The 22,013-nt window shown below is 49.6% G+C and carries 18 protein-coding genes, 1 tRNA gene and 1 pseudogene; 18 read left to right on the forward strand and 2 right to left on the reverse strand.

Annotated elements, in window-relative coordinates; all coding sequences use genetic code 11:
* Positions 1–8 precede the first annotated feature (8 nt).
* The 15 genes from N909_RS24990 (at position 9) to N909_RS24995 (ending at position 17,649) form a co-directional block, all read left to right on the forward strand.
* Complete coding sequence (locus N909_RS24990) at positions 9–2,411, forward strand: PAS domain S-box protein (RefSeq protein WP_051690074.1); 2,403 nt, start codon at positions 9–11, stop codon at positions 2,409–2,411.
* Between the two features lie 417 nt (positions 2,412–2,828).
* Positions 2,829–3,389 carry a helix-turn-helix domain-containing protein gene (locus tag N909_RS0122945; RefSeq protein ID WP_029918440.1) on the forward strand — a complete coding sequence of 187 codons (561 nt, stop codon included), beginning with the start codon at positions 2,829–2,831 and terminating at the stop codon, positions 3,387–3,389.
* A gap of 30 nt (positions 3,390–3,419) precedes the next feature.
* Positions 3,420–3,986, forward strand: a complete 567-nt coding sequence (locus N909_RS0122950; protein WP_029918441.1) for a helix-turn-helix domain-containing protein — start codon at positions 3,420–3,422, stop codon at positions 3,984–3,986.
* A gap of 129 nt (positions 3,987–4,115) precedes the next feature.
* Complete coding sequence (locus N909_RS0122955; RefSeq protein ID WP_029918442.1) at positions 4,116–4,391, forward strand: HU family DNA-binding protein; 276 nt, start codon at positions 4,116–4,118, stop codon at positions 4,389–4,391.
* 93 nt (positions 4,392–4,484) lie between these two features.
* Entirely contained in the window at positions 4,485–4,991 is a 507-nt protein-coding gene (locus N909_RS0122960; protein WP_029918443.1) for a gamma carbonic anhydrase family protein, read from the forward strand.
* Positions 4,992–5,023: 32 nt separating this feature from the next.
* Positions 5,024–5,500: a cyclic nucleotide-binding domain-containing protein gene (locus N909_RS0122965; protein ID WP_029918444.1), complete on the forward strand. Its 477-nt coding sequence runs from the start codon at positions 5,024–5,026 to the stop codon at positions 5,498–5,500.
* 439 nt (positions 5,501–5,939) lie between these two features.
* Positions 5,940–7,628: a Na/Pi cotransporter family protein gene (locus tag N909_RS0122970; RefSeq protein WP_029918445.1), complete on the forward strand. Its 1,689-nt coding sequence runs from the start codon at positions 5,940–5,942 to the stop codon at positions 7,626–7,628.
* The gene (locus N909_RS0122975; RefSeq protein ID WP_029918446.1) at positions 7,629–8,522 is read left to right on the forward strand and encodes a Ppx/GppA phosphatase family protein; all 894 of its coding nucleotides are present in this window, start codon (positions 7,629–7,631) and stop codon (positions 8,520–8,522) included. It abuts the gene before it with no gap.
* A 158-nt stretch (positions 8,523–8,680) separates the two neighbouring features.
* On the forward strand, positions 8,681–10,444 hold the full coding sequence (gene iorA / locus N909_RS0122980) for an indolepyruvate ferredoxin oxidoreductase subunit alpha (protein ID WP_029918447.1): 1,764 nt from the start codon (positions 8,681–8,683) through the stop codon (positions 10,442–10,444).
* Positions 10,441–11,019, forward strand: a complete 579-nt coding sequence (locus N909_RS0122985; RefSeq protein ID WP_029918448.1) for an indolepyruvate oxidoreductase subunit beta — start codon at positions 10,441–10,443, stop codon at positions 11,017–11,019. Before iorA ends, N909_RS0122985 begins: the two co-directional genes overlap by 4 nt.
* Positions 11,020–11,042: 23 nt before the next feature.
* On the forward strand, positions 11,043–12,350 hold the full coding sequence (locus N909_RS0122990) for a phenylacetate--CoA ligase family protein (RefSeq protein ID WP_029918449.1): 1,308 nt from the start codon (positions 11,043–11,045) through the stop codon (positions 12,348–12,350).
* Positions 12,351–12,376: 26 nt separating this feature from the next.
* The gene (locus N909_RS0122995) at positions 12,377–12,808 is read left to right on the forward strand and encodes an ACT domain-containing protein (protein ID WP_029918450.1); all 432 of its coding nucleotides are present in this window, start codon (positions 12,377–12,379) and stop codon (positions 12,806–12,808) included.
* Between the two features lie 47 nt (positions 12,809–12,855).
* Entirely contained in the window at positions 12,856–14,166 is a 1,311-nt protein-coding gene (locus N909_RS0123000; RefSeq protein WP_029918451.1) for a phenylacetate--CoA ligase family protein, read from the forward strand.
* 64 nt (positions 14,167–14,230) lie between these two features.
* A tRNA-Pro gene (locus tag N909_RS0123005) sits at positions 14,231–14,307 on the forward strand.
* A gap of 258 nt (positions 14,308–14,565) precedes the next feature.
* Positions 14,566–17,649 carry a PAS domain S-box protein gene (locus tag N909_RS24995; RefSeq protein ID WP_051690075.1) on the forward strand — a complete coding sequence of 1,028 codons (3,084 nt, stop codon included), beginning with the start codon at positions 14,566–14,568 and terminating at the stop codon, positions 17,647–17,649.
* Between the two features lie 252 nt (positions 17,650–17,901).
* Here N909_RS24995 and N909_RS25865 read toward each other — a convergent pair whose 3' ends face one another.
* Positions 17,902–18,306, reverse strand: coding sequence for a hypothetical protein (locus N909_RS25865; protein ID WP_155006059.1), 405 nt, complete (start codon positions 18,304–18,306; stop codon positions 17,902–17,904).
* 580 nt (positions 18,307–18,886) lie between these two features.
* On the opposite strand from N909_RS25865, the gene N909_RS0123020 reads away from it, so the two are divergent.
* The 3 genes and pseudogenes from N909_RS0123020 to N909_RS26265 form a co-directional block, all read left to right on the forward strand.
* Complete coding sequence (locus N909_RS0123020; RefSeq protein ID WP_029918453.1) at positions 18,887–19,369, forward strand: hypothetical protein; 483 nt, start codon at positions 18,887–18,889, stop codon at positions 19,367–19,369.
* A gap of 87 nt (positions 19,370–19,456) precedes the next feature.
* Positions 19,457–20,107: a hypothetical protein gene (locus tag N909_RS25870; protein ID WP_155006060.1), complete on the forward strand. Its 651-nt coding sequence runs from the start codon at positions 19,457–19,459 to the stop codon at positions 20,105–20,107.
* 6 nt (positions 20,108–20,113) lie between these two features.
* Positions 20,114–20,332, forward strand: a pseudogene (locus N909_RS26265) (IS1182 family transposase); the annotation flags it as partial.
* 72 nt (positions 20,333–20,404) lie between these two features.
* On the opposite strand, the gene tnpC reads toward N909_RS26265, so the two are convergent.
* Positions 20,405–21,982: an IS66 family transposase gene (tnpC, locus tag N909_RS0123030; RefSeq protein ID WP_051690076.1), complete on the reverse strand. Its 1,578-nt coding sequence runs from the start codon at positions 21,980–21,982 to the stop codon at positions 20,405–20,407.
* Positions 21,983–22,013: the final 31 nt, after the last annotated feature.

A 22,013-nucleotide genomic window follows, 5' to 3' on the forward strand; every position in this document is an offset into this window, starting at 1 on the left:
TGGATTCAATGGCAATCAATGACAACGAGCAACAATATTATCAATTGTTCCAGGAATTATCCGACCTGGTTTTGATTTGCGAATGTCTGCCGGATGGAACCCCGGGCAGGTATCTCGAAATGAATCGGTCGGCACGCAGCATTCTTGGCTATGACGAGGAGGAGCTGTGTCGTCTCAGCCCATTTGATATCGACAGAACTGCTCTTGAAGACGGCAATGCTTTTGTGCAGATTCTAAATGAACTACAGGCCGCAGGAGAGGCAATTTTCCGAACCGACCTGCTAGGCAAAGACGGATCCTGGGCTCATGTGGAGATCAGTTGTCGCCAAGCCAGTCTGCATGGCAAAATGGTTTATTTGGCTGTTGCTCGCGATGTCAGTCTGAGGAACAAATACGAAGATTCCATTAAAGCCCTGGTGCGGAGTACGGTCGGCCTGACCGGGCAGGAATGCCTTGAGGAAATTGTTAAAAATCTCTGCCTTTGGCTCAATGTCGATGGCGCCTGTATCGGCGTTTTCAATGATAATCAATTACAGATCAGGGCGAGTTATTTTGCCGGGACATGGCAGACTCCTTCCCAGCTGTCGATTTTCGATTCACCATTTTCGGAGCTTCTCCAAGGGCAATTCTGTTTTTATCCGCGGGACGCCGGACTGCTTTTTCCCTCGTTAGACGCTTCTCAGCTGTGCGGGAATGCCTGTTTCATCGGATTTCCTATGCGGGCACACGATGGACGGATTCTGGGCGCTGTCTGCGCATATTCCAAAGAACCATTGCAGCAGGTCGCCCATGTCGAGGAGTTACTGTCAATTATTGCCTCACGGGCCGCGTCGGAATGTGAACGCCTCCACTATGTCCGGGAATTGTCCCATAGTGAAGAAATGCTGCGGACCCTGTTCAATTCCACAGCGGAAGCGATCGTTGGGATAGACCTGGAAGGGAAGGTGGCCTTTTGCAACCCGTCAACGCTACTGTTACTTGGCCATAATGAAGAGGCCGATCTCGTCGGCCAATGTTTCTGGAAACTGATTCAGCCCCCGGGCAAAAGAGATTCATTGGCTGAGCAGCCGGTCCAATGTCCGTTTATTGCGGCCATCGTCAAAGGCAAGAAAATCAGTAGCGAGGATGGCTTTTTTTACCGTAACGACGGGTCCAGGATTCCGGTCGAATATTGGGGACACCCGATGTTCCATGAGCAGCAGCTGGTCGGCGGCGTGGTCACCTTTATTGACATCTCCCGCAGGAAAACCTTGGAAAAGCAGCTGCAGCAGTCGCAACGCATGGAAGCGATCGGCACTCTCACCGGCGGTATTGCCCATGATTTCAACAATATTCTGACCGTTATTTCGGGTTACGTTGGGTTGCTCAAAGCACAGTATGCGGATCATGACAAGCTGCTCTCAAAAATCAGCAAAATTGGCCAGGCCGCAGAGCGCGGTTCCAAGTTAACCCATGGTCTGCTGGCATACAGCCGTAAAAAATCCGAACCATCCACCCCGGTCGATCTTAATCAACTGATTCTCAAAGTGCATGATCTTTTTGGTCAGGTCATTGGAGAAAGAATTCAACATGTTCTGACTCTTGGACAAGACAGAATGGTTGTCCTGGCGGACGCTTCTCAACTCGAGCAGGTGTTGCTGAACCTGGCGACCAATGCTCGTGACGCAATGCCGGACGGCGGGATACTGACTATCAAGACCGAAATTGCTGAAATTGATTCCGCCTTCTGCGATGTCTACGGCTATGGCGAGCCGGGACTCTACGCCCTGGTCAGCGTCATGGACAACGGCATTGGAATTCCTAAAGATTTACAGCAGAAAATTTTTGATCCGTTTTTTACGACCAAGGATACAGGCAAGGGGACTGGGCTTGGACTGGCCATGGCCTGGGGCATTGTCAAACAGCACAAAGGTTATATCCTGGCTGAAAGCAGCAAAGATGAGGGAACCTGCTTCAAGATTTATCTGCCCTTGACCGACCGGGAGGTTTATCTGCAACCGGTTCATCAGCATGGCCAATTACCGGGTGGAAAGGAAACCATCCTGCTGGTTGAGGATGATCCGTTGGTGCGCGAATCGACCCACAGCATCCTGTCCGCAGTGGGGTATGAGGTTATCGACAGTGATTGCGCCGAATCAGCCCTGGCAATTCTCGATAAAGAGAGAGAAAGGCTCGCCCTGGTTCTGTCCGATGTTGTTATGCCCGGCATCAAAGGCCCGGAATTTTTTCAGGAAATTCGGAAAAAATCCGCTATCCCGGTCGTTTTTATGAGTGGTTATACGTTCGACTCACTGCGTGAGCAAGGGCTCGTCCGGGAAGGGGTCCCACTCTTGAACAAACCTATTCAGCCGATGGAACTGCTCACCCTCATTCGCGATCTGCTTGATCTGCTGCCGCAAACCGCTCTATAAGAAGACATTTCGCAGTGATAAATTTGCCCCTTTATCAGACCTCGACAGGTCCTCGTCGCGTCTTTAGCTCATTTCGGAGAAAATTTATAACTCATTGAATTTACTGGTCAGGATAGAGTATTTAGATACTCAATGGCACTGCCCTCATCAAATGATTATTTCGATTCCAATGCGTTTTCGAAACCTGTAATGTCGTTTGATATCTTGCTATGGTGGCTCGCTTAGTTTGTTCATCAGGGCCGGTTGCCGCGACTGGGAACGGATGATCAAAAGTAAGTCAACTCCTTTAATTTCAGTCGAAAAGCCTTATCATTGAATCAAGTTACCATTTGGTGCTCTGTTTATCTCATATAGAGTTGACAGTTTTTAGCCTGAGTGGTAAAACGACATTCTAAAATTACTATGGAGTGTTGTGAAATGGTCAAAAAACTTATCGGGCGGAAACTCAAGACATCCAGGCTAAAAAGAGACAAAACAATTCAAGAACTCGCTGAGATGTCACACGTCTCATCCAACATGATTTCGCGTATCGAGCGAGGTCTGACCATCCCCTCTGTCGAAATACTAATGAAACTCGCCGATGCTCTAGGCCTGAGCCTGAGCTATTTTGTCGAGGAGGCGGAAAAGGGGAGTACGATCATTCACACTCCTTCCGGCGGTGGCGATCCGATTTTCTTTTTTGAAGACAAGCATCAGATCACCAGCCTACTGAAGGGATTGCGGGATCCGGGCTTCTCGGTTTTTATTGACACCCTGGAACCTTACTGCGACAGCGGCGAAGGTGGCATGGTGCATACCGGCGAAGAGTTTGCCATGGTTCTCGATGGGAGCATTGACTTCAAGATCGAGGGGCGTGAATATCACCTTGAAAAAGGGGACTCCCTCGGCTTTAAAGCAACCCTTCCGCACAGTTGGAAAAATAACAGTCCGCAGCAATCCCGGATACTCTGGATCGTATCACCACCACCAAATGTCTGATCAACATCTCTTTTAGGGAGCTTGAACAATATGCAAGTCAAAAAGATTGTCGGAAAAAAGCTGAAGGAAATCAGGCTGAAGCAAGATATGACCATTCAGATCCTGGCTGAAAAGTCACAAGTCTCATCCAATATGATATCCAGAATTGAACGCGGTTTAACCATCCCTTCCGTTGAAATTCTCATGCGTCTGGCAACAGTATTCGATAAAAGCATCAATTATTTTGTCGAAGATGTCGCCAGTTCCCATGAGGTGGTTCACAGCCGACCTGGGCAAAGAGACAAGACTGTCTACGATGATGAGCACAACATGCATACTGAATCATTCACTTCCGGACTTCGGGATCCGCAATTCATGTCATTTTATTGCACGGTACAGAAGGGCGGGAAAAGCGGCCTGAAAAACATGTATCATCCGGGTGACGAGCTTATTTACATGCTGGAAGGGCGACTGAAAATGACGATTGTCGATGAGGAATATATTCTGGAAAAAGGGGATAGTATCAGCTTTAAGTCGCATCTGCCCCATCGCTGGGAAAATATCGGCAGCGAAGAGGCGAAAGTCATCTGGACTCTGTCACCGTTTACAATTATCTGACGCTCAGACTTGCGAGCCAACTTATTGAAATGTATGTTACTCTTGTTGACATGACAAGAGTATGTTGTATAGTCTCTAAAATATCCTAAAATTGCGAACTCATTTACGGCTCAAGCCTCAGGGGGCAATATGAACAAGTCTGAATTGGTAGAGGCATTATCAATCAAAAAAAACTTGACCTACAAAAAGTCAGAGCAGATTGTCAATCTGATTTTTGATGCAATGTCGCAGGCCCTTATCGACAATGATCGTATTGAAATTAGAGGTTTCGGCAGTTTTATGGTCAAGGACTATAAAGCCTATATGGGACGCAATCCAAAAACCGGAGAAATCATCAAGGTTGATGAAAAAAAATTGCCTTTCTTCAAGGTTGGAAAAGAATTGCGCGAGCGTGTTGACAGCTGATCCGATTCGGGTATGCTCTACAACGGCTTTTTGAAGGACCCGTTCACGAACACGTGAGGGGGTCTTTTTATTGTGTTTTTTAAAGGTGGACAAATGCTGCATATTTTCAAAGGAATAACCCCCAAACTCGATGACACTGTTTTTCGGACCGGATCTGCTGAAATTATCGGCTCCGTTGAAATCGGCGCCGGCTCAAGCATCTGGTTCAACGTGGTCATTCGAGGAGATGTTAATTATATAAAAATAGGTGCTCGGACCAACGTTCAGGATGGCACCGTGATTCATGTGACCTATGACACCCATCCGACCATCGTTGGTGACGACGTCACAATCGGTCACAATGTCACTCTGCACGGTTGCCGGATCGGCAACCGTTGTCTGATCGGTATGGGTGCCATTGTGATGGACGATGCGCTCATTGAGGACGACGCCATGATTGCTGCCGGGGCTTTGGTTGTCCCCGGAACCCATGTTCCGTCCGGCACCCTGTTTGCGGGAGCACCGGCGAAATACAAACGGCATCTGTCGGAACAGGAGATTGCCGGATTGAAGCAGTCCGCCGCAAATTATCTCGATTACGTCGAACGTTATAAAGACTGAAGCGGACATCGATTGACTGAAAGGAAGTTCTCGTGAGTGTTGTAGATTTTTCCGACCTGACGGATAGTCCGCTGTTTAATGGTCTGGCAGCAAAGGAAATAGAGTTCCTCAGTGGCATTTTTGCCGTTCGACAAGTGCCTGAAGGGAAAACGGTCTTTGTTGAAAACATGCCCGGGGAATCCCTTTATATGATTAAGGCGGGAACTGTTCAGATTTCCCAGATGCTGGCCGAAACCGACGAACAGATTATGATTGTACTCGGAGCCGGTGATATTTTTGGTGAGCTCGCCGTCATCGATGGTGGCGAACGTGCCTCAACCGCCCGGATTGCTGAAGATTCCCTGCTCTATGTGCTCAATCGGAAACATTTCAATGCCCTGGCAGGAGAAAAACCGCGTCTGGCATTGCAGCTTGGCCTCAATATCATGCGGATTTTTACCGCTAAAATGCGACAGGCAAAAAAAGATTACCGAACCATGCTGATGGCGTGTTCCGGGCGAAGAAAATAGCCCGTTGCCATGCGGAAACTCCGAAGGCAACGGCTCAGTTTTCAGATTGGAAACGAGCAATTTTTCTTTGTGGCAGGGAAATCAAGAAGTTGCGTGGAGGCGTAGTCCTTTACGTCGCACGAGAAACTCGCAGATTGACACCGCCACAGCGGAAAAGGGCCGTTCCCAGATAAAAACTAGCTCGGCGACTCGCTGTCTTCAGTTGCGCGAGTTAGCAACTTTTATCAAATCTGTTTCCTGGAGGGCCGGTTTCATTCCTGAGTGACTGAATAATTCCCGCCCTGACCAAGGTCGTCGATCTGTTTTCGGCGGCCTTTTTTAGTTGAGAAAAATAGCCCTGCATTATAGTATTCGCGCGGAAAACAGAAGATTATATATGACGATCTTCTGTTTTTTTATGAGCAGAATGTTATTTTTTTAATGGACGAACGGAGAGATCATGTCGGTATTGTTCAGTCAACAATTGATTTTTGGATTGTTGGGCGGCCTCGGAATGTTCCTGTTCGGCATGAAAACCATGTCGGAAGGATTGCAGAAAATCGCCGGCGACAAAATGCGCAAAATTTTGTCTGCTCTGACCAGCAATCGGTTGATCGGAGCCCTGGTCGGCATCGCCGTGACTGCAATTATCCAGTCTTCAAGTGCAACAACGGTCATGGTGGTCGGTTTTGTCAACGCCGGACTGCTGTCGCTGGTCCAGTCCATCGGGGTTGTCCTCGGTGCCAATATCGGCACGACCATAACCGCTCAATTGATCGCCTTCAAGATTACCAAGTTTGCTCTTCCCGCTATTGGCCTGGGTGCTGGGCTTAAATTATTCAGTCGCAACAAGCAGTATAGCTACATCGGTGAAATTATTCTTGGTTTCGGTCTACTGTTTTTTGGCCTGTCCACCATGAAAATGGCTTTTGACCCGCTTAAGGCCAGCGATGATTTTCGGCAGCTGTTCCTTTATGTCGGCGATCATAAACTGCTGGGTGTGCTGATTGGTGCGCTATTGACTGTGGTTGTCCAGAGCAGCAGCGCCACGATTGGGATTACCCTTGCCTTGGCCAGTTCCGGATTAATTTCATTCGAAGCCAGCGTCGCCTTGATCCTCGGAGAAAACATCGGCACCACAATTACTGCCAACCTGGCTGCTATCGGCACCAACCTGGCCGCCAAAAGAACCGCCTTTTCCCACTTTCTGTTCAATGCCCTCGGTGTTTTGTATATCCTCATTCTGTTTCCGGTGTTTCTTAAAGTCGTCATGGCAATCACCCCGGGCAACCCTGATTTTATCATTCAGACTCAGGCCCAGGCCCAGAGCTTTGCCGGAGCAATTGGAGACAAGCCATATATCGCCCGTCATATTGCCAACGCCCATACCCTGTTTAACGTAATCAATACCCTGATTTTCCTGCCCTTGATCGGGCTACTTGCCAAACTGTCCACTTTGACGATTCGCGGTGAGGAAGACTTGGAAACGTTTCAGGTCAAATTCATTGATGATCGCGTACTGAACACACCGCCGGTCGCAATCGGGCAAGCCCGCCGCGAAACCAAAAGGATGGCCCAGATTGTTCAGGAGATGGTTGACGAGACCATTCAGTTTCTGGAAGATGGTGATTACAAACATATCCGCAATTTGGAGAAGAAAGAGGACCTGGTTGATATCCTGCAGAAAGAGGTCATGGCGTTCTTGGTCAAATTGTCTCAAAAATCCATTTCAAGCGACACTTCGGAAGCGATCGGTTCATTGATGAACATGGTCAACGATCTTGAACGGATCGGCGATCATTGTGAGAATCTCTGGGAACTCGGCACCCGTAAAATCGAAGAGAAAATCAATTTTTCCCACCTTGGCGAAACTGAAATGGCCGTTCTGTCAGAGAAAGCCCTTGAATTTCTTGCCTTTATCATTGCTGCCATGGATAAGGTAGAAAAAAATATCGCCGAGAAATCGATTGAATACGAGGATGCCATCGATGAGCTGGAGGAACGGTTGCGGATGAATCACATCGCTCGCCTCAATACCGGTGAATGTGCCGTCCAACCCGGACTTGTCTATATCGATATGTTGCACAGTTTTGAAAAGATCGGTGACCATACGTTTAATGTCTCCGAAGCGATCCAGGGGAAAAAATAGATGCAGGCAGCCATCGATGTCGGCAGCAATACGGTCAGGTTGCTGATTAGCTCAGGCGCTCAGGGACAGTGCACTACAGACCTCTATTTACGCCGTGTCACCAGGCTTTCCGGAGGGCTGACCGACACCGCCGGATTGACCGTTGCCAGCATGCAACGGACCTTGGAAGCTTTAAAATATTTTCAATCAACCCTGGAAGAGCGGCAGGTCAAAAATTACCGGGCGGTGGCTACCGAAGCCCTCCGGAGAGCAATGAACCGTCAGCAGTTCCTTGATCTGGTGTCAGCAGAAGCCGGGCTTAACCTGGAAATAATTTCCGGAGAAGAGGAAGCCCAACTGACCACGGCCGGCGTCCTGTCGGTTATTTCGCCACTGCCGCAGGCTGCCATCATTATTGATATCGGTGGTGGCAGCACCGAACTTATCTGTGTCATCGACGGCCGTACAGTTTGCCAGAAAAGTTATCCACTAGGTGTGGTGCGGCTTTGTGAAGAGAGTGCCTCCGCTGCAGCTCGGCAAGAGCTGATTGCAAAGGCTTTTGATGATTTTTACTGTCTTCTCAAAGCACAACAACTGTTGTCCTATTCATTCCAGCTGATCGGTACCGCAGGGACTGTGACCACCCTGGCGGCAATCCATCTAGAGCTTGAAGTCTATGCTGTTGATAAAATCAACAATCATTCAATCTCAGCGAATTGGCTAAAAGATCTTAAGATAAAACTTGAATCATTGAGTATTGCTGAACGGGAAGCGCTCCAGGGCATGGAAGCCGGCCGCGGCGACCTGATCATTCCCGGCATCGAAATTCTGCTCTGTCTGAGCCAAAAATTTTCTCAGAACGACCTGAAAATATCCGATTCCGGACTGCTGGAGGGGATCCTGCTCAACCTCTGAATATCCTGGTCCTTCTTCTCTCCGTAAACCTTTTTCCCTGCCCACCGAATGCAGGTTCAAGCAACCTGTACGATTGACACAATCAAAACGATTTTCTATTATTCCGGGGGCTTTCCTTTCTTGCCGCTCTGTTAACTTTTGCTTTTTTAAGGAATGACATGGACGCTAAAGTTCTGCTTTCTGGTAACGAGGCCATAGCGCGTGCTTCTTATGAAGCTGGGGTGCTGGTGGCTTGTGCTTACCCAGGCACCCCTAGTACGGAAATACTTGAAAATATAACCCGTTACAAAGAGATAGACGCTTCTTGGGCTCCCAATGAGAAGGTCGCCCTCGAAGTCGGTATCGGTGCAAGTTTCGGTGGCGCTCGCGCGATTGTGACCATGAAGCATGTCGGGGTCAATGTCGCAGCCGACCCTCTGTTCACCCTGTCCTATACCGGGGTCAGAGGAGGATTGGTTCTGGTGACTGCTGATGACCCTGAGCTGCACTCCTCTCAGAACGAACAGGACAACCGCAATTTCGCCAAATTTGCCAAGGTGCCGATGTTCGAACCGAGTGATAGCCAGGAGGCACTCGACTATACCAAGCTGGCGTTTGCGGTTAGTGAGCAGTTCGACACCCCGGTTTTTTTACGCAGTACCACACGGATTTCCCATTCGAAATCAGTGGTCAACATTGCTGAACGGCCAAAGGAGATTCCCCAGCCAAAATTGAGTCGCGACCCCGCCAAGCTGGTCATGTTGCCGGGGAATGCCCGGAAAAGGCATGTGGTGGTGGAACAGCGCATCAAGGACCTGGAAGAATGGTCCTGCAGCCAACCGTTCAACCGCATCGAAGACGGGGCAGGGGAGGTCGGTGTCATCACCTCCGGAGTTTCCTATCAATATGTGAAAGAGATCCTGCCCGAAGCGGATGTTCTTAAAATCGGTATGGTTTACCCGCTGCCAAAACAGCTGATCAGAGACTTTGCGGCCAGAAACCACCAGACTCTTTATGTCATCGAAGAGTTGGACCCGTTTATCGAAGAGCAGGTCAGGGCCATGGGAATTAAGGTGGTCGGCAAGGAGAAACTCTCCCTGTGCGGAGAATTGACGCCTGGTCGTCTGCAACAGGGACTTTTCGGCGGTTCGGTGCCGACCGAAGACACCTCTGCCGAATTACCCCAGCGGCCGCCGAACATGTGCCCGGGGTGCCCACACCGTGGCATCTTCATGGAATTGAACCGGGCCAAAGCTTATGTTACCGGGGATATCGGTTGTTACACCCTCGGTTTCATGCCGCCCCTCTCAGCCATGGATACCTGTGTCTGCATGGGCGCCAGCATCGGCAATGCCACGGGTATCAGCAAGGTTCTGTCCGCCGAAGAGCAGCGTAAGGTCGTTGCGGTGATCGGCGATTCGACCTTCCTTCACACCGGCATCAACGGTCTGATGGATATGGTGTACAACCAGTCGACCGCCACGGTGATCATCCTTGATAACCGGATCACGGCCATGACCGGTCGCCAGGAAAATCCGGCGTCCGGCTACACTTTGAGCGAGCAGCCGACCTACCAGGTCGACCTGGAGCAGTTGTGCCGTGCCGTGGGTGTCAAAAATATCCGCATTATCGATCCTTACAATATTTCCCTGACCCGGAAAACGATCCGCGAGGAGATGGCTCGCCCCGAAGTTTCGGTCATTATCTCGTCACGTCCGTGCGTATTGGTCCCCCGCGACAATCTGGAGCGCCGCTCTCCGCTGTATGTGGATCATGATAAATGCACAGGCTGCCAAGCCTGCCTGCGGTTGGGCTGTCCGGCCATCACCTGGGATAGCGATAAGAAAAAATCGAATATCGACAAAATCATTTGCGTCGGCTGCAAGGTTTGCCAGCAGACCTGCGGCTTTGGCGCTTTCCAGGAATATGGTGACCAATCATGAGTAAAACCACTAACATTTTACTGGCCGGCGTCGGCGGACAGGGTATTCTTCTGGCCAGTGAAGTTCTTTCCGAAGTCGTGCTGCTCGCCGGGCTTGACGTTAAGAAGAATGAGATTCATGGCATGTCCCAACGCGGTGGGAGCGTTGTTTCCCATGTCCGTTATGGCGAAAAGGTGTATTCCTCGATCATTCCCGAAGGGGAGGTCGACATTCTGTTCAGTTTTGAGATGCTGGAGACCTGCCGCTACCTGCCACTGTTGAGGCCAAACGGACGGGTGGTCATGAATGACTGGAAAATTGCCCCTCCCTCCGTTGCCCTGGGTAAACAGCCGTATCCGGCCGATTTGGCGGAAACCATCCGTCGTCAGCATCCCGCCACAACAGTCGTCAACGGACTTGAACTCGCCCTGGCGGCCGGTAATTCGAAAACGGTCAATACCGTTTTGTTGGGAGCCCTGTCGCAAACTCTCGATTTCGATCCGCAGCTTTGGCAGACTGCGCTGCGGAAAATGATTCCGGAACGCCTGCTCGAAGTTAACCTGAAAGCATTCGCTCTGGGCTGTGGCGAGCATTAAATTTTCCCCGGGAGGTATGAGCCATGATCTGGAATGATGAATTCGAAACACTGCCACGCGAAGCCATTGAATCGTTGCAGCTGAAACGCCTGCAACAGACCGTGGCCCGTGTTTATGCGACTGTTCCCTTTTATAAAAATGCTTTAGACAAGCTTGGCATCAAACCTGCCGATATCAAGAAGCTTGATGATTTGCAACGGCTGCCCTTTACCCTCAAACAGGATATGCGGGACAACTACCCATATGGGCTGTTTGCCGTGCCTCTTGAACAGATTGTGCGCATTCACGCCTCGTCCGGAACCACCGGCAAGCCTACGGTGGTCGGCTATACCCGCCGAGACATCGAGACCTGGACCGAACTGATGGCCCGGTCCTTTGTGGCTGCCGGGGCCCACAAGGGTGATGTGATTCACAATGCTTACGGTTACGGGCTGTTTACCGGCGGCCTCGGTGCCCATTATGGTGCAGAGCGGGTCGGAGCCTCGGTCATTCCCATGTCCGGCGGCAACACCAAAAAACAGTTGATGATCATGCAGGATTTCGGCTCCACTGTGCTGACCTGTACCCCGTCCTACAGCCTGTTTCTGGCCGAAGTTGCGGCAGAGGAGGGGATCGACATTCGCAATTTGAGCCTGAAGGTCGGCATTTTCGGTGCCGAACCCTGGAGCGAAAAGATGCGCCTGGAGATTGAAGCCAAACTGAACATCAAGGCCATCGACATATACGGCCTCTCGGAAATTCTCGGACCTGGCGTCGGTATTGAATGTGTTGAAGCCCAACACGGTCTGCATATCTGGGAGGATCATTTCATCCCGGAAATTATCAATCCAGAGACCGGCGAAGTGCTTCCCGAGGGTGAAAAGGGGGAGCTCGTTATCACCACCATTACCAAGGAGGGGATTCCGCTGATTCGTTATCGCACCAGGGATATTACCCGGCTCAGCAAAGAACCTTGCATCTGCGGGCGGACTCACAGTCGGATCGAGCGGCTCAGCGGCCGCAGCGACGACATGCTGATTATCCGCGGAGTCAATGTTTTCCCGAGCCAGATCGAATCAGTGCTGTTTAACATCAAAGAGGTCGAGCCTCACTATCAGCTGATTGTCGACCGCGATGGCACCCTGGATACCCTTGAGGTTCAGGTGGAAGTCAATGAGCAGAGTTTCTCTGACGAAATCAAGGAGCTCCAGGGGTTGTCCCAGCGAATCCGTAAAGAGATCAAAGACCTGCTCGGCGTGACTTGCAATGTCCGGCTGGTTGAACCGAAAACTATCGCCCGGAGCGAAGGAAAAGCCGTTCGGGTCATCGATAACCGCCAGAAAGAATCCTGACCAGCTGCTCAGCAAAGGAGTTTTCAATGAAAGTTGAACAAATTTCGATCTTTATCGAAAACAAATCGGGGCGACTCGCCGAAGTATCAGGCATTCTTGGTGATTCCGGGGTCAATATCCGCGCCTTGTCGCTGGCGGACACCTCTGATTTCGGTATTCTGCGGCTGATCGTCGACGACAGTGAGAAGGCCCTGCAGGTTTTGCGCGAACACAAATTTACGGTCAGCAAGACCGAAGTCATCGGAGTGGCGGTGCCGGATAGTCCCGGTGGGCTGTCCTCTATTCTGCATATCCTTGATCAAAATAATGTCAATGTCGAATATATGTATGCGTTTGTCGAACGGTCTGGCGACAACGCAGTGATTATCTTCCGTTTCGATGATACAGATGAAGCGATTCGGGTTCTTGCTGAGAACGGGATCACCATTCTCAAGGGGAGCACAATCACTTCAATCTAGTTGTTATTTCAGAGTATTGGAATATTTTCTAAGGTATTACTTCAACCATGAATCGCGACCCAAAAATCTGGAATCCCAGCGCAGAATGCCAGCCCAGGGAGCAGCTCCTGGCGCTGCAGCTGCAACGCCTGCAAACCACTTTGCATCTGGTCAGTGAAAATGTTCCCTGCTATCAGGGCAAATTCAGGGAGGTTGGTTTCGCTCCCCAGGATCTCAAAACTCTGGAGGATTTGCACCAATTGCCGTTCACGACCAAGGACGACCTGCGACTGAACTATCCTTACGGTATGTTTGCTGTGCCCATGCGCAATGTTGTGAGGATTCATTCCTCCTCCGGCACAACCGGCAAGCCCACCGTAGTCGGCTACACCAAGCAGGACATCCAGACCTGGACCGAACTGGTGGCCCGGTTCATGACTGCTGCCGGGGTTACCGACGAGGATATTGTCCATATCGCTTTTGGCTATGGGCTGTTCACCGGCGCTTTTGGTCTGCACTACGGTTCGGAAGCTATCGGCGCATCGGTTATTCCCATGTCCGGCGGCAATACCGACAAACAATTGATGATCATGCAGGATTATCGATCGTCAGCGTTGGTCTGTACGCCATCTTACGGGCTGACCCTGGCCGACCGGATGGAAAAGCAGGGGATAGACCCGCATTCCCTGGCTCTGCGGGTGGGCCTTTTCGGGGCCGAACCCTGGAGTGAACAAATGCGCAACGAGCTTGAAAACCGGCTCGGCATTATTGCGACAGACAATTATGGATTGTCGGAGATTATGGGACCGGGAGTTGCCGGGGAGTGTCTGCATAAATCCGGAATGCACCTGGCTGAGGATCATTTCCTGGCCGAGATCATCGATCCGGACACCGGTGAGGTGCTTCCGGAAGGCTCCGTCGGCGAACTGGTCATTACCAGCCTGACCAAACAAGCCTTTCCGATGATCCGCTATCGCACCCGGGATATCACCCGACTCAACTATGAAACATGCTCCTGCGGCCGAACTATGGCGCGCATGGAAAAGACTCGCGGACGTAGCGACGATATGTTAATTATCAAAGGAGTCAACGTTTTCCCGACCCAGATCGAAGAGATTCTATTCCAGATCGAAGGATGCGAACCCCATTATCAGCTGATTATCGACCGGGTCAACAACGTGGATTCCCTGGAAGTGCAGGTTGAAGTCAACGAGAAGATCTTTTTTGATGAGATGAAACAGCAGCGTTCCTTCATCGAACAGGCGGAAAAAAAACTGGCGTCGGTGCTGGGTGTCAGCGCCAAGGTCAAACTGGTGGAACCCGCTAAGATCAAACGCCATGAAGGAAAAGCCTGCCGGGTTTTTGATCGGCGAAAATAATCAAGGATTTATCCTTGACAACTGAGGTTGAATAAAACATAATTCGCGGCGCTGTCAAATTTGACGGGATGTGGCGCAGTCTGGTAGCGCACTTGACTGGGGGTCAAGGGGCCGGAGGTTCAAATCCTCTCATCCCGACCATAAAAAAGAAAAACGGCGAGTTTCCGCAAAAGGAGATTCGCCGTTTTTTTTATTCCTTTGGATATTTGCTAGACACCGACTGTTCTTTGACTTAGCTTTGCGGCTGAGCTACATTGGTAACGTCTTATTTGTATCGCCTTCCAGGAGGCGTGCATGAATAGAAGAAACCGCTGCTGATGGTCTCGTGGTAACCGGGTGATTCCTAGACCAGTCTCAAGTTTTCAACTGTTTGTTGGCAAGGGAGTTCACGATTCAAAGATGGCCGACCTACTTAATCACGACAGCCTGTTTCGGGCTATGATCAATAACCATAGTGCCGTAATGATGATTATTACTCCCGATAGCGGAGAAATCGTGTATGCCAACAAGGCCGCAGAAGCCTTTTATGGTTACCCTGACGGCGCGCTGACACGTATGAATATCAGCGAGATCAACCAGCTTTCCTCTGAAGAAATCAAGCATGAAATGAATCATGCGCTCGAAACCAGAAAAAATAGTTTCATATTTCCCCACAAGCTTGCAAACGGTGATTTACGAAAAGTAGAAGTCCATTCATCGAAGATTGTTTTTGAATCAAGGGAATATCTGTACTCGGTCGTTCATGATGTCACCGAACTCAAGCACTCTCAGGATTTGATAAAGCATGAGCGTGAGCTTTACCGCGATCTTATAGATTCTCAGCCAATTGGCATATACCGCGTCCGTATATTCCCACTGGCAACCTGGACGAATGAAGCCTGGCTCAGTTCAAAGAATGCACCCTATGAAATTGAAGTATTAAATGATCGTTTTTGCGAGATACTCGGTGTCAGTAAAGAAATATGCCTCAACAATTCAGGCCTCCTGAACGACTTAATACATCCAGAGGATAAAGCAGATTTTGCCGAAGGGAATGAGGTCGCCAATACCAACCTTAACAAATTCTACTGGGAAGGTCGCCTCATCATAAATGGAAATATCCGTTGGGTACGATTTGAGTCACTGCCGAGGGTCCTCCCAAGCGGCGACGTGATCTGGACCGGATCTCTGCAGGACATCACAGCACGCAAGCAAGCAGAAGAGAGCCTGAGGAAGGCAGAGCTAAAGCTACGGCTCACTGTCGAAAATAGTACAAATCTCTTTTACATGCATACTGCGGATCATGTTCTCACTTATGTAAGCCCACAATCACGTGAATTTTTTGATTGTGAACCCGAAGATGCGATGATTCGATGGCCGGAATTTTTGACGGACCACCCCGCGAATCAGGAAGGTTTTTTAACGACCCAGAGAGCCATCGATACTGGCAAACGACAGCCGCCTTACCAACTTGAGTGCATTGGGAAAAAGGGCCGCAAGATATGGGTTGAAGTTAACGAAGCACCAATCATCGAAAATGGTCGGACCGTTGCTATCTCCGGCACACTCACTGATATCACCAAACACAAACAAGCTGAGAAGGAACGAGAGCAATTCTTTAAATTCTTTCAGACGTCAACCGACCTGATGTGTATGGCTAATCCTAACGGTAGGTTCATGAAGATAAACCCCGCTTTTACAGAGGTGCTTGGCTATTCAGAATCGGAACTGCTGTCAAAAGATATTATTGAATTTATTCATCCCGACGATAAACAATCAACTCTTGACGAAATTGAAGAGCAAAAACGAATTGGCTATTCCGCGAATTTCGAGAACCGCTATCTCTGTAAAGATGATTCGGTAAAGTGGCTCTCCTGGCGAGTTTCCTTCAGCAAGGAAGACGGCATTGCTTATGCTGCCGCCCGGGACATATCTGAGAAGAAGCAGGCAGAAGAAGCACTGCGCGAATCGAGGAGCCTGTTACAGAGTGTTCTGGAAAATATCCCCATCCGAGTTTTCTGGAAGAATAGGGATTCGAATTATCTCGGTTGCAACACGGCTTTTGCGCATTCTTCGGGCTTTTCGAAACCCGAAGATTTACTGGGGAAAAATGATTTCCAGATGTGCTGGAAAAATCAAGCTGAGGCCTTCCGTGCCGATGACAAAGTGATCATGGATAGCGAGGCGACAAAGCTTGGTATTGAACAATCATTAGCAACCCCTGAAGGACAAATGACCTGGGTCCGGACTTCCAAGGTTCCATTATACGATAAGGATAAAAAGGTCATCGGTATGCTGGGCATCGATGAAGACATCAGCAGTCAGAAGAAAAAAGAGGAAGAGAAGGCAAGGCTTGAAGAACAACTACAACAGGCTCAGAAAATTGAATCGATAGGTCAACTTGCAGGTGGCATTGCCCACGATTTTAACAACATGCTGGGAGTCATTTTAGGCCATACGGAACTGGCCATTAAAAAGTTAAACTCTTCCAAACCATGCTTAGCTGACTTGGAGGCAATTCGTGATGCCGCCAAACGTTCCGCCGATCTAACCCGGCAGTTACTGACTTTTGCCCGTAAACAGGTTATTTCGCCCAAAATCCTTGATCTGAATGAGATTGTCGGGACAATGTTCAAGATGCTTCAGCGACTCATCGGCGAAGAGATAGACCTATTCTGGAGCCCGGCGCAGGATCTCTGGCCGGTCGAGGTCGATCCATCGCAGATTGATCAAATTCTCGCAAATCTCTGTGTCAATGCCCGTGATGCGATCTCCGATACAGGCAAGATAACCATCAAGACGAGGAACATTCCATTCGACGATAAATTTTGTACTTCTCAACCATTCGAAGTCCTGCCCGGCGATTATGTCTGTCTTTCTGTTAGCGATGACGGATGCGGAATAGACAAAAATGTTCAGGCCCATATCTTTGAGCCATTCTATACGACCAAAGACATTGGTTCCGGAACCGGTCTGGGATTGGCAACGGTTTATGGAGCCGTCAAGCAGAACAATGGCTTTATTACATTCACAAGCGAACCTGGAATGGGGACGATCTTTAATATCTATCTGCCTCGGGTGGACTTAACCCCACAAGCTGCTAGGGAGCTGGAAGATAAAGCTATCCACCACGGCAATGAATCAATTCTACTTGTTGAAGACGATCTTATGCTCCTGCCGCTTCAGAAGGCCATGCTTGAAGAAAGTGGCTACACGGTTTTGGAAGCTGCAACGCCAAGTCTTGCTCTCACTATCGCAGAAGAACATTCTGGTCCGATTCAGCTGCTGATTACCGATATGATAATGCCATCAATGAATGGTAAGCAATTGTCTGAAAAGTTGAAAGATCTTCAACCTGGGATCAAGACTCTATTTATGTCCGGCTATACGGCAGACATGATCTCCACGAAAGGCGTTATTGAAGAAGGGGTTCAATTTCTCCAGAAACCTTTTTCACTTGACACACTGATGGCTAAAGTGCGGGAGGTGCTTGATCACTCCTAATTAACGCTTCGCTGAATCGATCGTAGAAAGTGAACACGGTGACTGCTTTCATAGAACCGATTGTCATAATGTTTGTTGCTGCAGAAGGGACGCCTTCAAGTTTTTTTCTATTTAGTCATAAAGTTCCTTTCTTCGGCCGCGAGCAGACCCCACCGGGAAGCGACTCTTAGCTAACGTCCTCTGACTCGCAGGGGCGAGTACAGCCGGCCAGGTCGGATAGTTCGACCGAATCAACTTTCAGGCCGCTCATAATCACGGCTGCACCCGTTGCCGACCCGGTCGACCAGCAGCATTCAAGGCTGTACGAACCAAATCAACAGAGGCCCAGGGATGATTCACGACACGGAGTTCAGCAGAGATTCGTTTAATTGCGGCGGTACGTTTTAAGCCCTGAACCAGGTAGAGGTCATACAGAGTGACCACGCGCTCATAGAAGCGATCGCGGGCTTGTGTTGAGAAGGAGTCGGCAGAGGAATCGCTGTACTTGGCATGCCTGACTTTGCTACGAACGGTTTTGACGAGACCGGTTAAGGAGTCGAGGACTTGGAGATAGTCGAACAGCAGATCAGACGGCAGGACAAAGCTAACTTGAACCTGATCGTCATTGAGAGGGGTTATTTGAAGGTGTTCACGGAGATTGGAGAGCAGCGAGGTCATCGGCCAACGAATTAAAAATTATGACAAATTGAGGCCGATAAATAGCTAAGATTTCACAATTGTCGCTATAACTGTCAAAAGGGTTGATTCCAAGAATGATGAATTAACCCTTTTGACAGAGTAGCCAATTGAAATAACAAATATGACAAGACATACAGTTAAAGTTGACAGCCTGAGACTTATTTGTAAAAAATTAGATCTGAACAAACAGACATTGGCAATTTTTATTAAGATCAAAAGTAGCTGATACTCGTTTCAGATTTCCTTAGATGTTTCGAGAGCGGGGATTTGATAGGACATTTGAAACTGATGGCACCTGAGTTCCTGATCCCTTGTCAGAATCTCATAAATCCTAAGTTTTGAAATGTGCCTCCTCATGGGAACTTAAAGCCCATTTAGGCAGATCCGTCTATTATTGATAGAAAATTTTCAATAAACTGAATAGTATTTGATATACTAGCCACTTATCCAAATTGAATAAAGATTCAATATTGATATAGGCAGACAGTTTTGTGTCTTTATTTACTGTTTTATACAAATCTGCCCATTTACCGTTGGCAGGTGATGAGATGAGAAAGGCATGGGCAATCGTGGGATGAGCGAGAAACTTGTCATCTCGAACGTGCGGGTCTTCCGGCAGATTGCCACCGAAGCTTTTCAACTCATGCAGGGTCAAATGAGTTCTGGCAGACGACCGCAGCCAGATGGGCCCCCGGGTTGGATTCTGACATTTGACCCGGAGCAAAAAAGTTTTAAGAACGCCCTTGTCGTCCTCGCCTTTGTCGGCGTCTGTCTCGAAGCAGTGTTGCACCTTCTTATTGTGGAGCAACAAGGCATAAAGGCATACAAAACCCACGACAGGAAGACCTACGAAGACAAGTTGCGCCTCCTGGGCTGCGACGATGAGGAAATCTTGGAACTGTGTACCCACTTTAGGAAGGTGAGACGCGAGGTGGTGCATGAGAAGGCGCACATTGACAACGGAGAAATCCGGAAAGCACAGAGCGAGGCCAAGGCTGCCATTTCGTTACTAGATAAGGTCTTTGCCTACTTCAAATTGTGAACTGCCAACCAGAGCGTCCAGCGGATTTGCTACACGCTTCGCGTTCTGCAAACGCGCTGACGTCAGCCGTTAGCCCTTAGGCATAATATGCTTACATTTCGAATCCATGGAGAAAACGCTGTCGCCTCACTGTACCTGTGGGAATTGGTAATTCAATGTCAGGTTGCAGAATATGCCTATAAACGCCTTAAAGAACAATCTCGTATCGATATTGAACGAGACTTCAACTCGACCTGGCCGCACTCTCAAACTGCCGTTGAAATATTTGCTGATTGTTCAGCATTCCTTAGTGCAACAAGTATTGTATCCAAAATAATATTTTCAGGAATCGACACAAATAAACCAAAGGGAACAAATGGCTCAACGGAAAATTTTCATTCAAAAAGAAGTTGCGCACTACGGAAACTATTGAAAATTGATAATCTTCCAACTTTACATTCATTAGGTGTAAGAAATTCATTTGAACATATAGATGAAAGACTTGATCGTTTGTTTAGAGAACAACCATCAGGTGATTTTACTTGGATACATCTCACACGCCATGAGCCGCCTACTGGACTCGTATTGAAGCGCTTCGACCCAAATCAAATGAAAATATGCTACCTAGATCAAGAACTTGATATAGCCACTTGCTTTAAAGAACTTGAAATAGTCAAATCAAAAGCCAATGCATCTCATCGTTTGATTAGAAAATATGAGCCCTTAATCGACCTTCTGTCTTGCTCCAGCAAGGGTTAACAAAATGAGGCGCTGTGCCGGGAAAATGTTCTTTTCATGGCACTCTCCGCGGATTTCCGTACCGACTTCACCACGATCGCCGATTTCATCTCCGGTTCCAGTGACGAGATCGCCAAGCTGTTTCATCAGGTGCTGATGATCTACGATGACCTGGGTTTGATCGCCAAGGCGGTGCGCCATATGCTGACGGTTCATCGTGAGGAAGATCGCAAGGGAGAGAACGATCGTAAGCGTTCCACAGCGCACCTCTTGCAAGGGCAGCAAATTGTAGCCGTCGTAGGCTTAGACCTACAACGTTTACGACGCACGTTTGATTGATTTGGCTTTGCTCCAGGCGGCGGGTGTGACTTGGCCTATCTCCTGGATTTTCATGTGGGGAAGGCGTTCGAGGACGTCTTTGAGGTAGCTATAGGGATCGATGCCGTGTGTCTTGCAGCTCTGCAGGATGGTGTAAATGACGGCACTTCGCCATCCGGCGTCTTCGTCGCCGATGAACAGCCAGTTCTTGCGTCCGAGTGCTGCGGGACGAATCGCGTTCTCGATCAGGTTGTTGTCGATTTCGACCTGGCCGTGTTTAACATAGACCTGCAGGCCATCGCGTTGACGCAGGGCGTAGGCGATGGCGGTGCCGGTCAGTGACTTCGGCTTGTATCTGCCGCTTTCGAGCATCTGCTCAAGGGCGGTAAAGAGGCGATCAAGAATCGGGCGACTCTGCCATGAGCGTACGGCGGCGCGCAGCACAGGTGTGGTTTCTTGTTCGCGCAGCTTCTTTTCGATCAGATAAAGCAGGCCGATCTGATGCAGAATCCAGCGGTTGCGTACAAGATGCTCTCCCGCTTCGAGCGCCTGATAGAAACGGCGGCGGACGTGTGCCCAGCAGTGCGCGTGAGCTTTACACCCGAAGTCGCTTGCGAGCTTGTTGTAAGGCTTGTATTCGTCGGTCTGGATGATGCAGTTGAAGTCGGCGGGCAACCAGCGCTGCAGCTGTGCGTAGCCGCGTCCGGCCGCCCAGTGAAAGACCGTGTCTCCACGCGGGGCGTTGCTCACCCACAGGTAGCCTTTAGGGGTTCTGCCTTGCCCCGGAGCAAGGTAGCGTACTGGTGTTTCGTCAAGCTGAACGTAGCCGCCAGCCAGCTGATCTTCAAACATGCGCCTGGTAACAGGTTGCAACCAGTTGGCGACAAGTTCAACGGCGCGGCACAGGGTATTGCGCCCCAGATGGACATCGTAGCGCTGCTTGAAGATCTGCTCCTGTCGGTAGAGCGGCAGATGATCGGCGTATTTGCCGACGACGATATGAGCCAGCAGACCCGGAGCCAGAAGGCCGCGGTCAAGAAGTTTCGGCGGCAGCACAGCTGTAATCGGTGCGGCATCGGGAGCGTTGCGTTTCACCCAGGTGCGACGAATTTGTCTGCGCAGAAGGAAACGCCCCGGTTCATAATCGAGCTGCTCGCTGACTTCTTCGCCGATATGGCGGTAGAGCGAAGGATTGGCTTTGACGGGCTCAGGATCGAGGATGTCTTCAATGACGGGAAGATCTTCTGGGTAGCGTGGCCGACGGGGTTGGCGCTTACGCGCTTTTTTTAAGGCTTGCGTTTCTGTCGGCAGTTCAACGCAAGCCTCAGACTGCCCCGGCGTTTGATCCTCAAACATGCTCAGCTGATCGCCGAACAGTTTTTCACTCTGTCCGCCGCCGAACACTCGGCGGACAAGGGCATCGACCTTTAAGCGCAGCAGCCGATTCTCTTCGCGCAGCTGCTCAAGCTCTCTATCTTTACGGGCTATGATTTCTGATTTAGTGTGAAGTAGAAACCCCCGTCCTTTGGGCGGGGTCAGAGTCCTTCGGCTTTGCCAGAAGGGCTCATGGCAGTCCATATTCAGAAGTTGTTCCCGCAACTAACTGAAC

It is taken from the genome of Pelobacter seleniigenes DSM 18267 (genome assembly GCF_000711225.1).
In the GTDB taxonomy this organism is placed as follows: Bacteria; Desulfobacterota; Desulfuromonadia; order Desulfuromonadales; family Geopsychrobacteraceae; genus Seleniibacterium; species Seleniibacterium seleniigenes.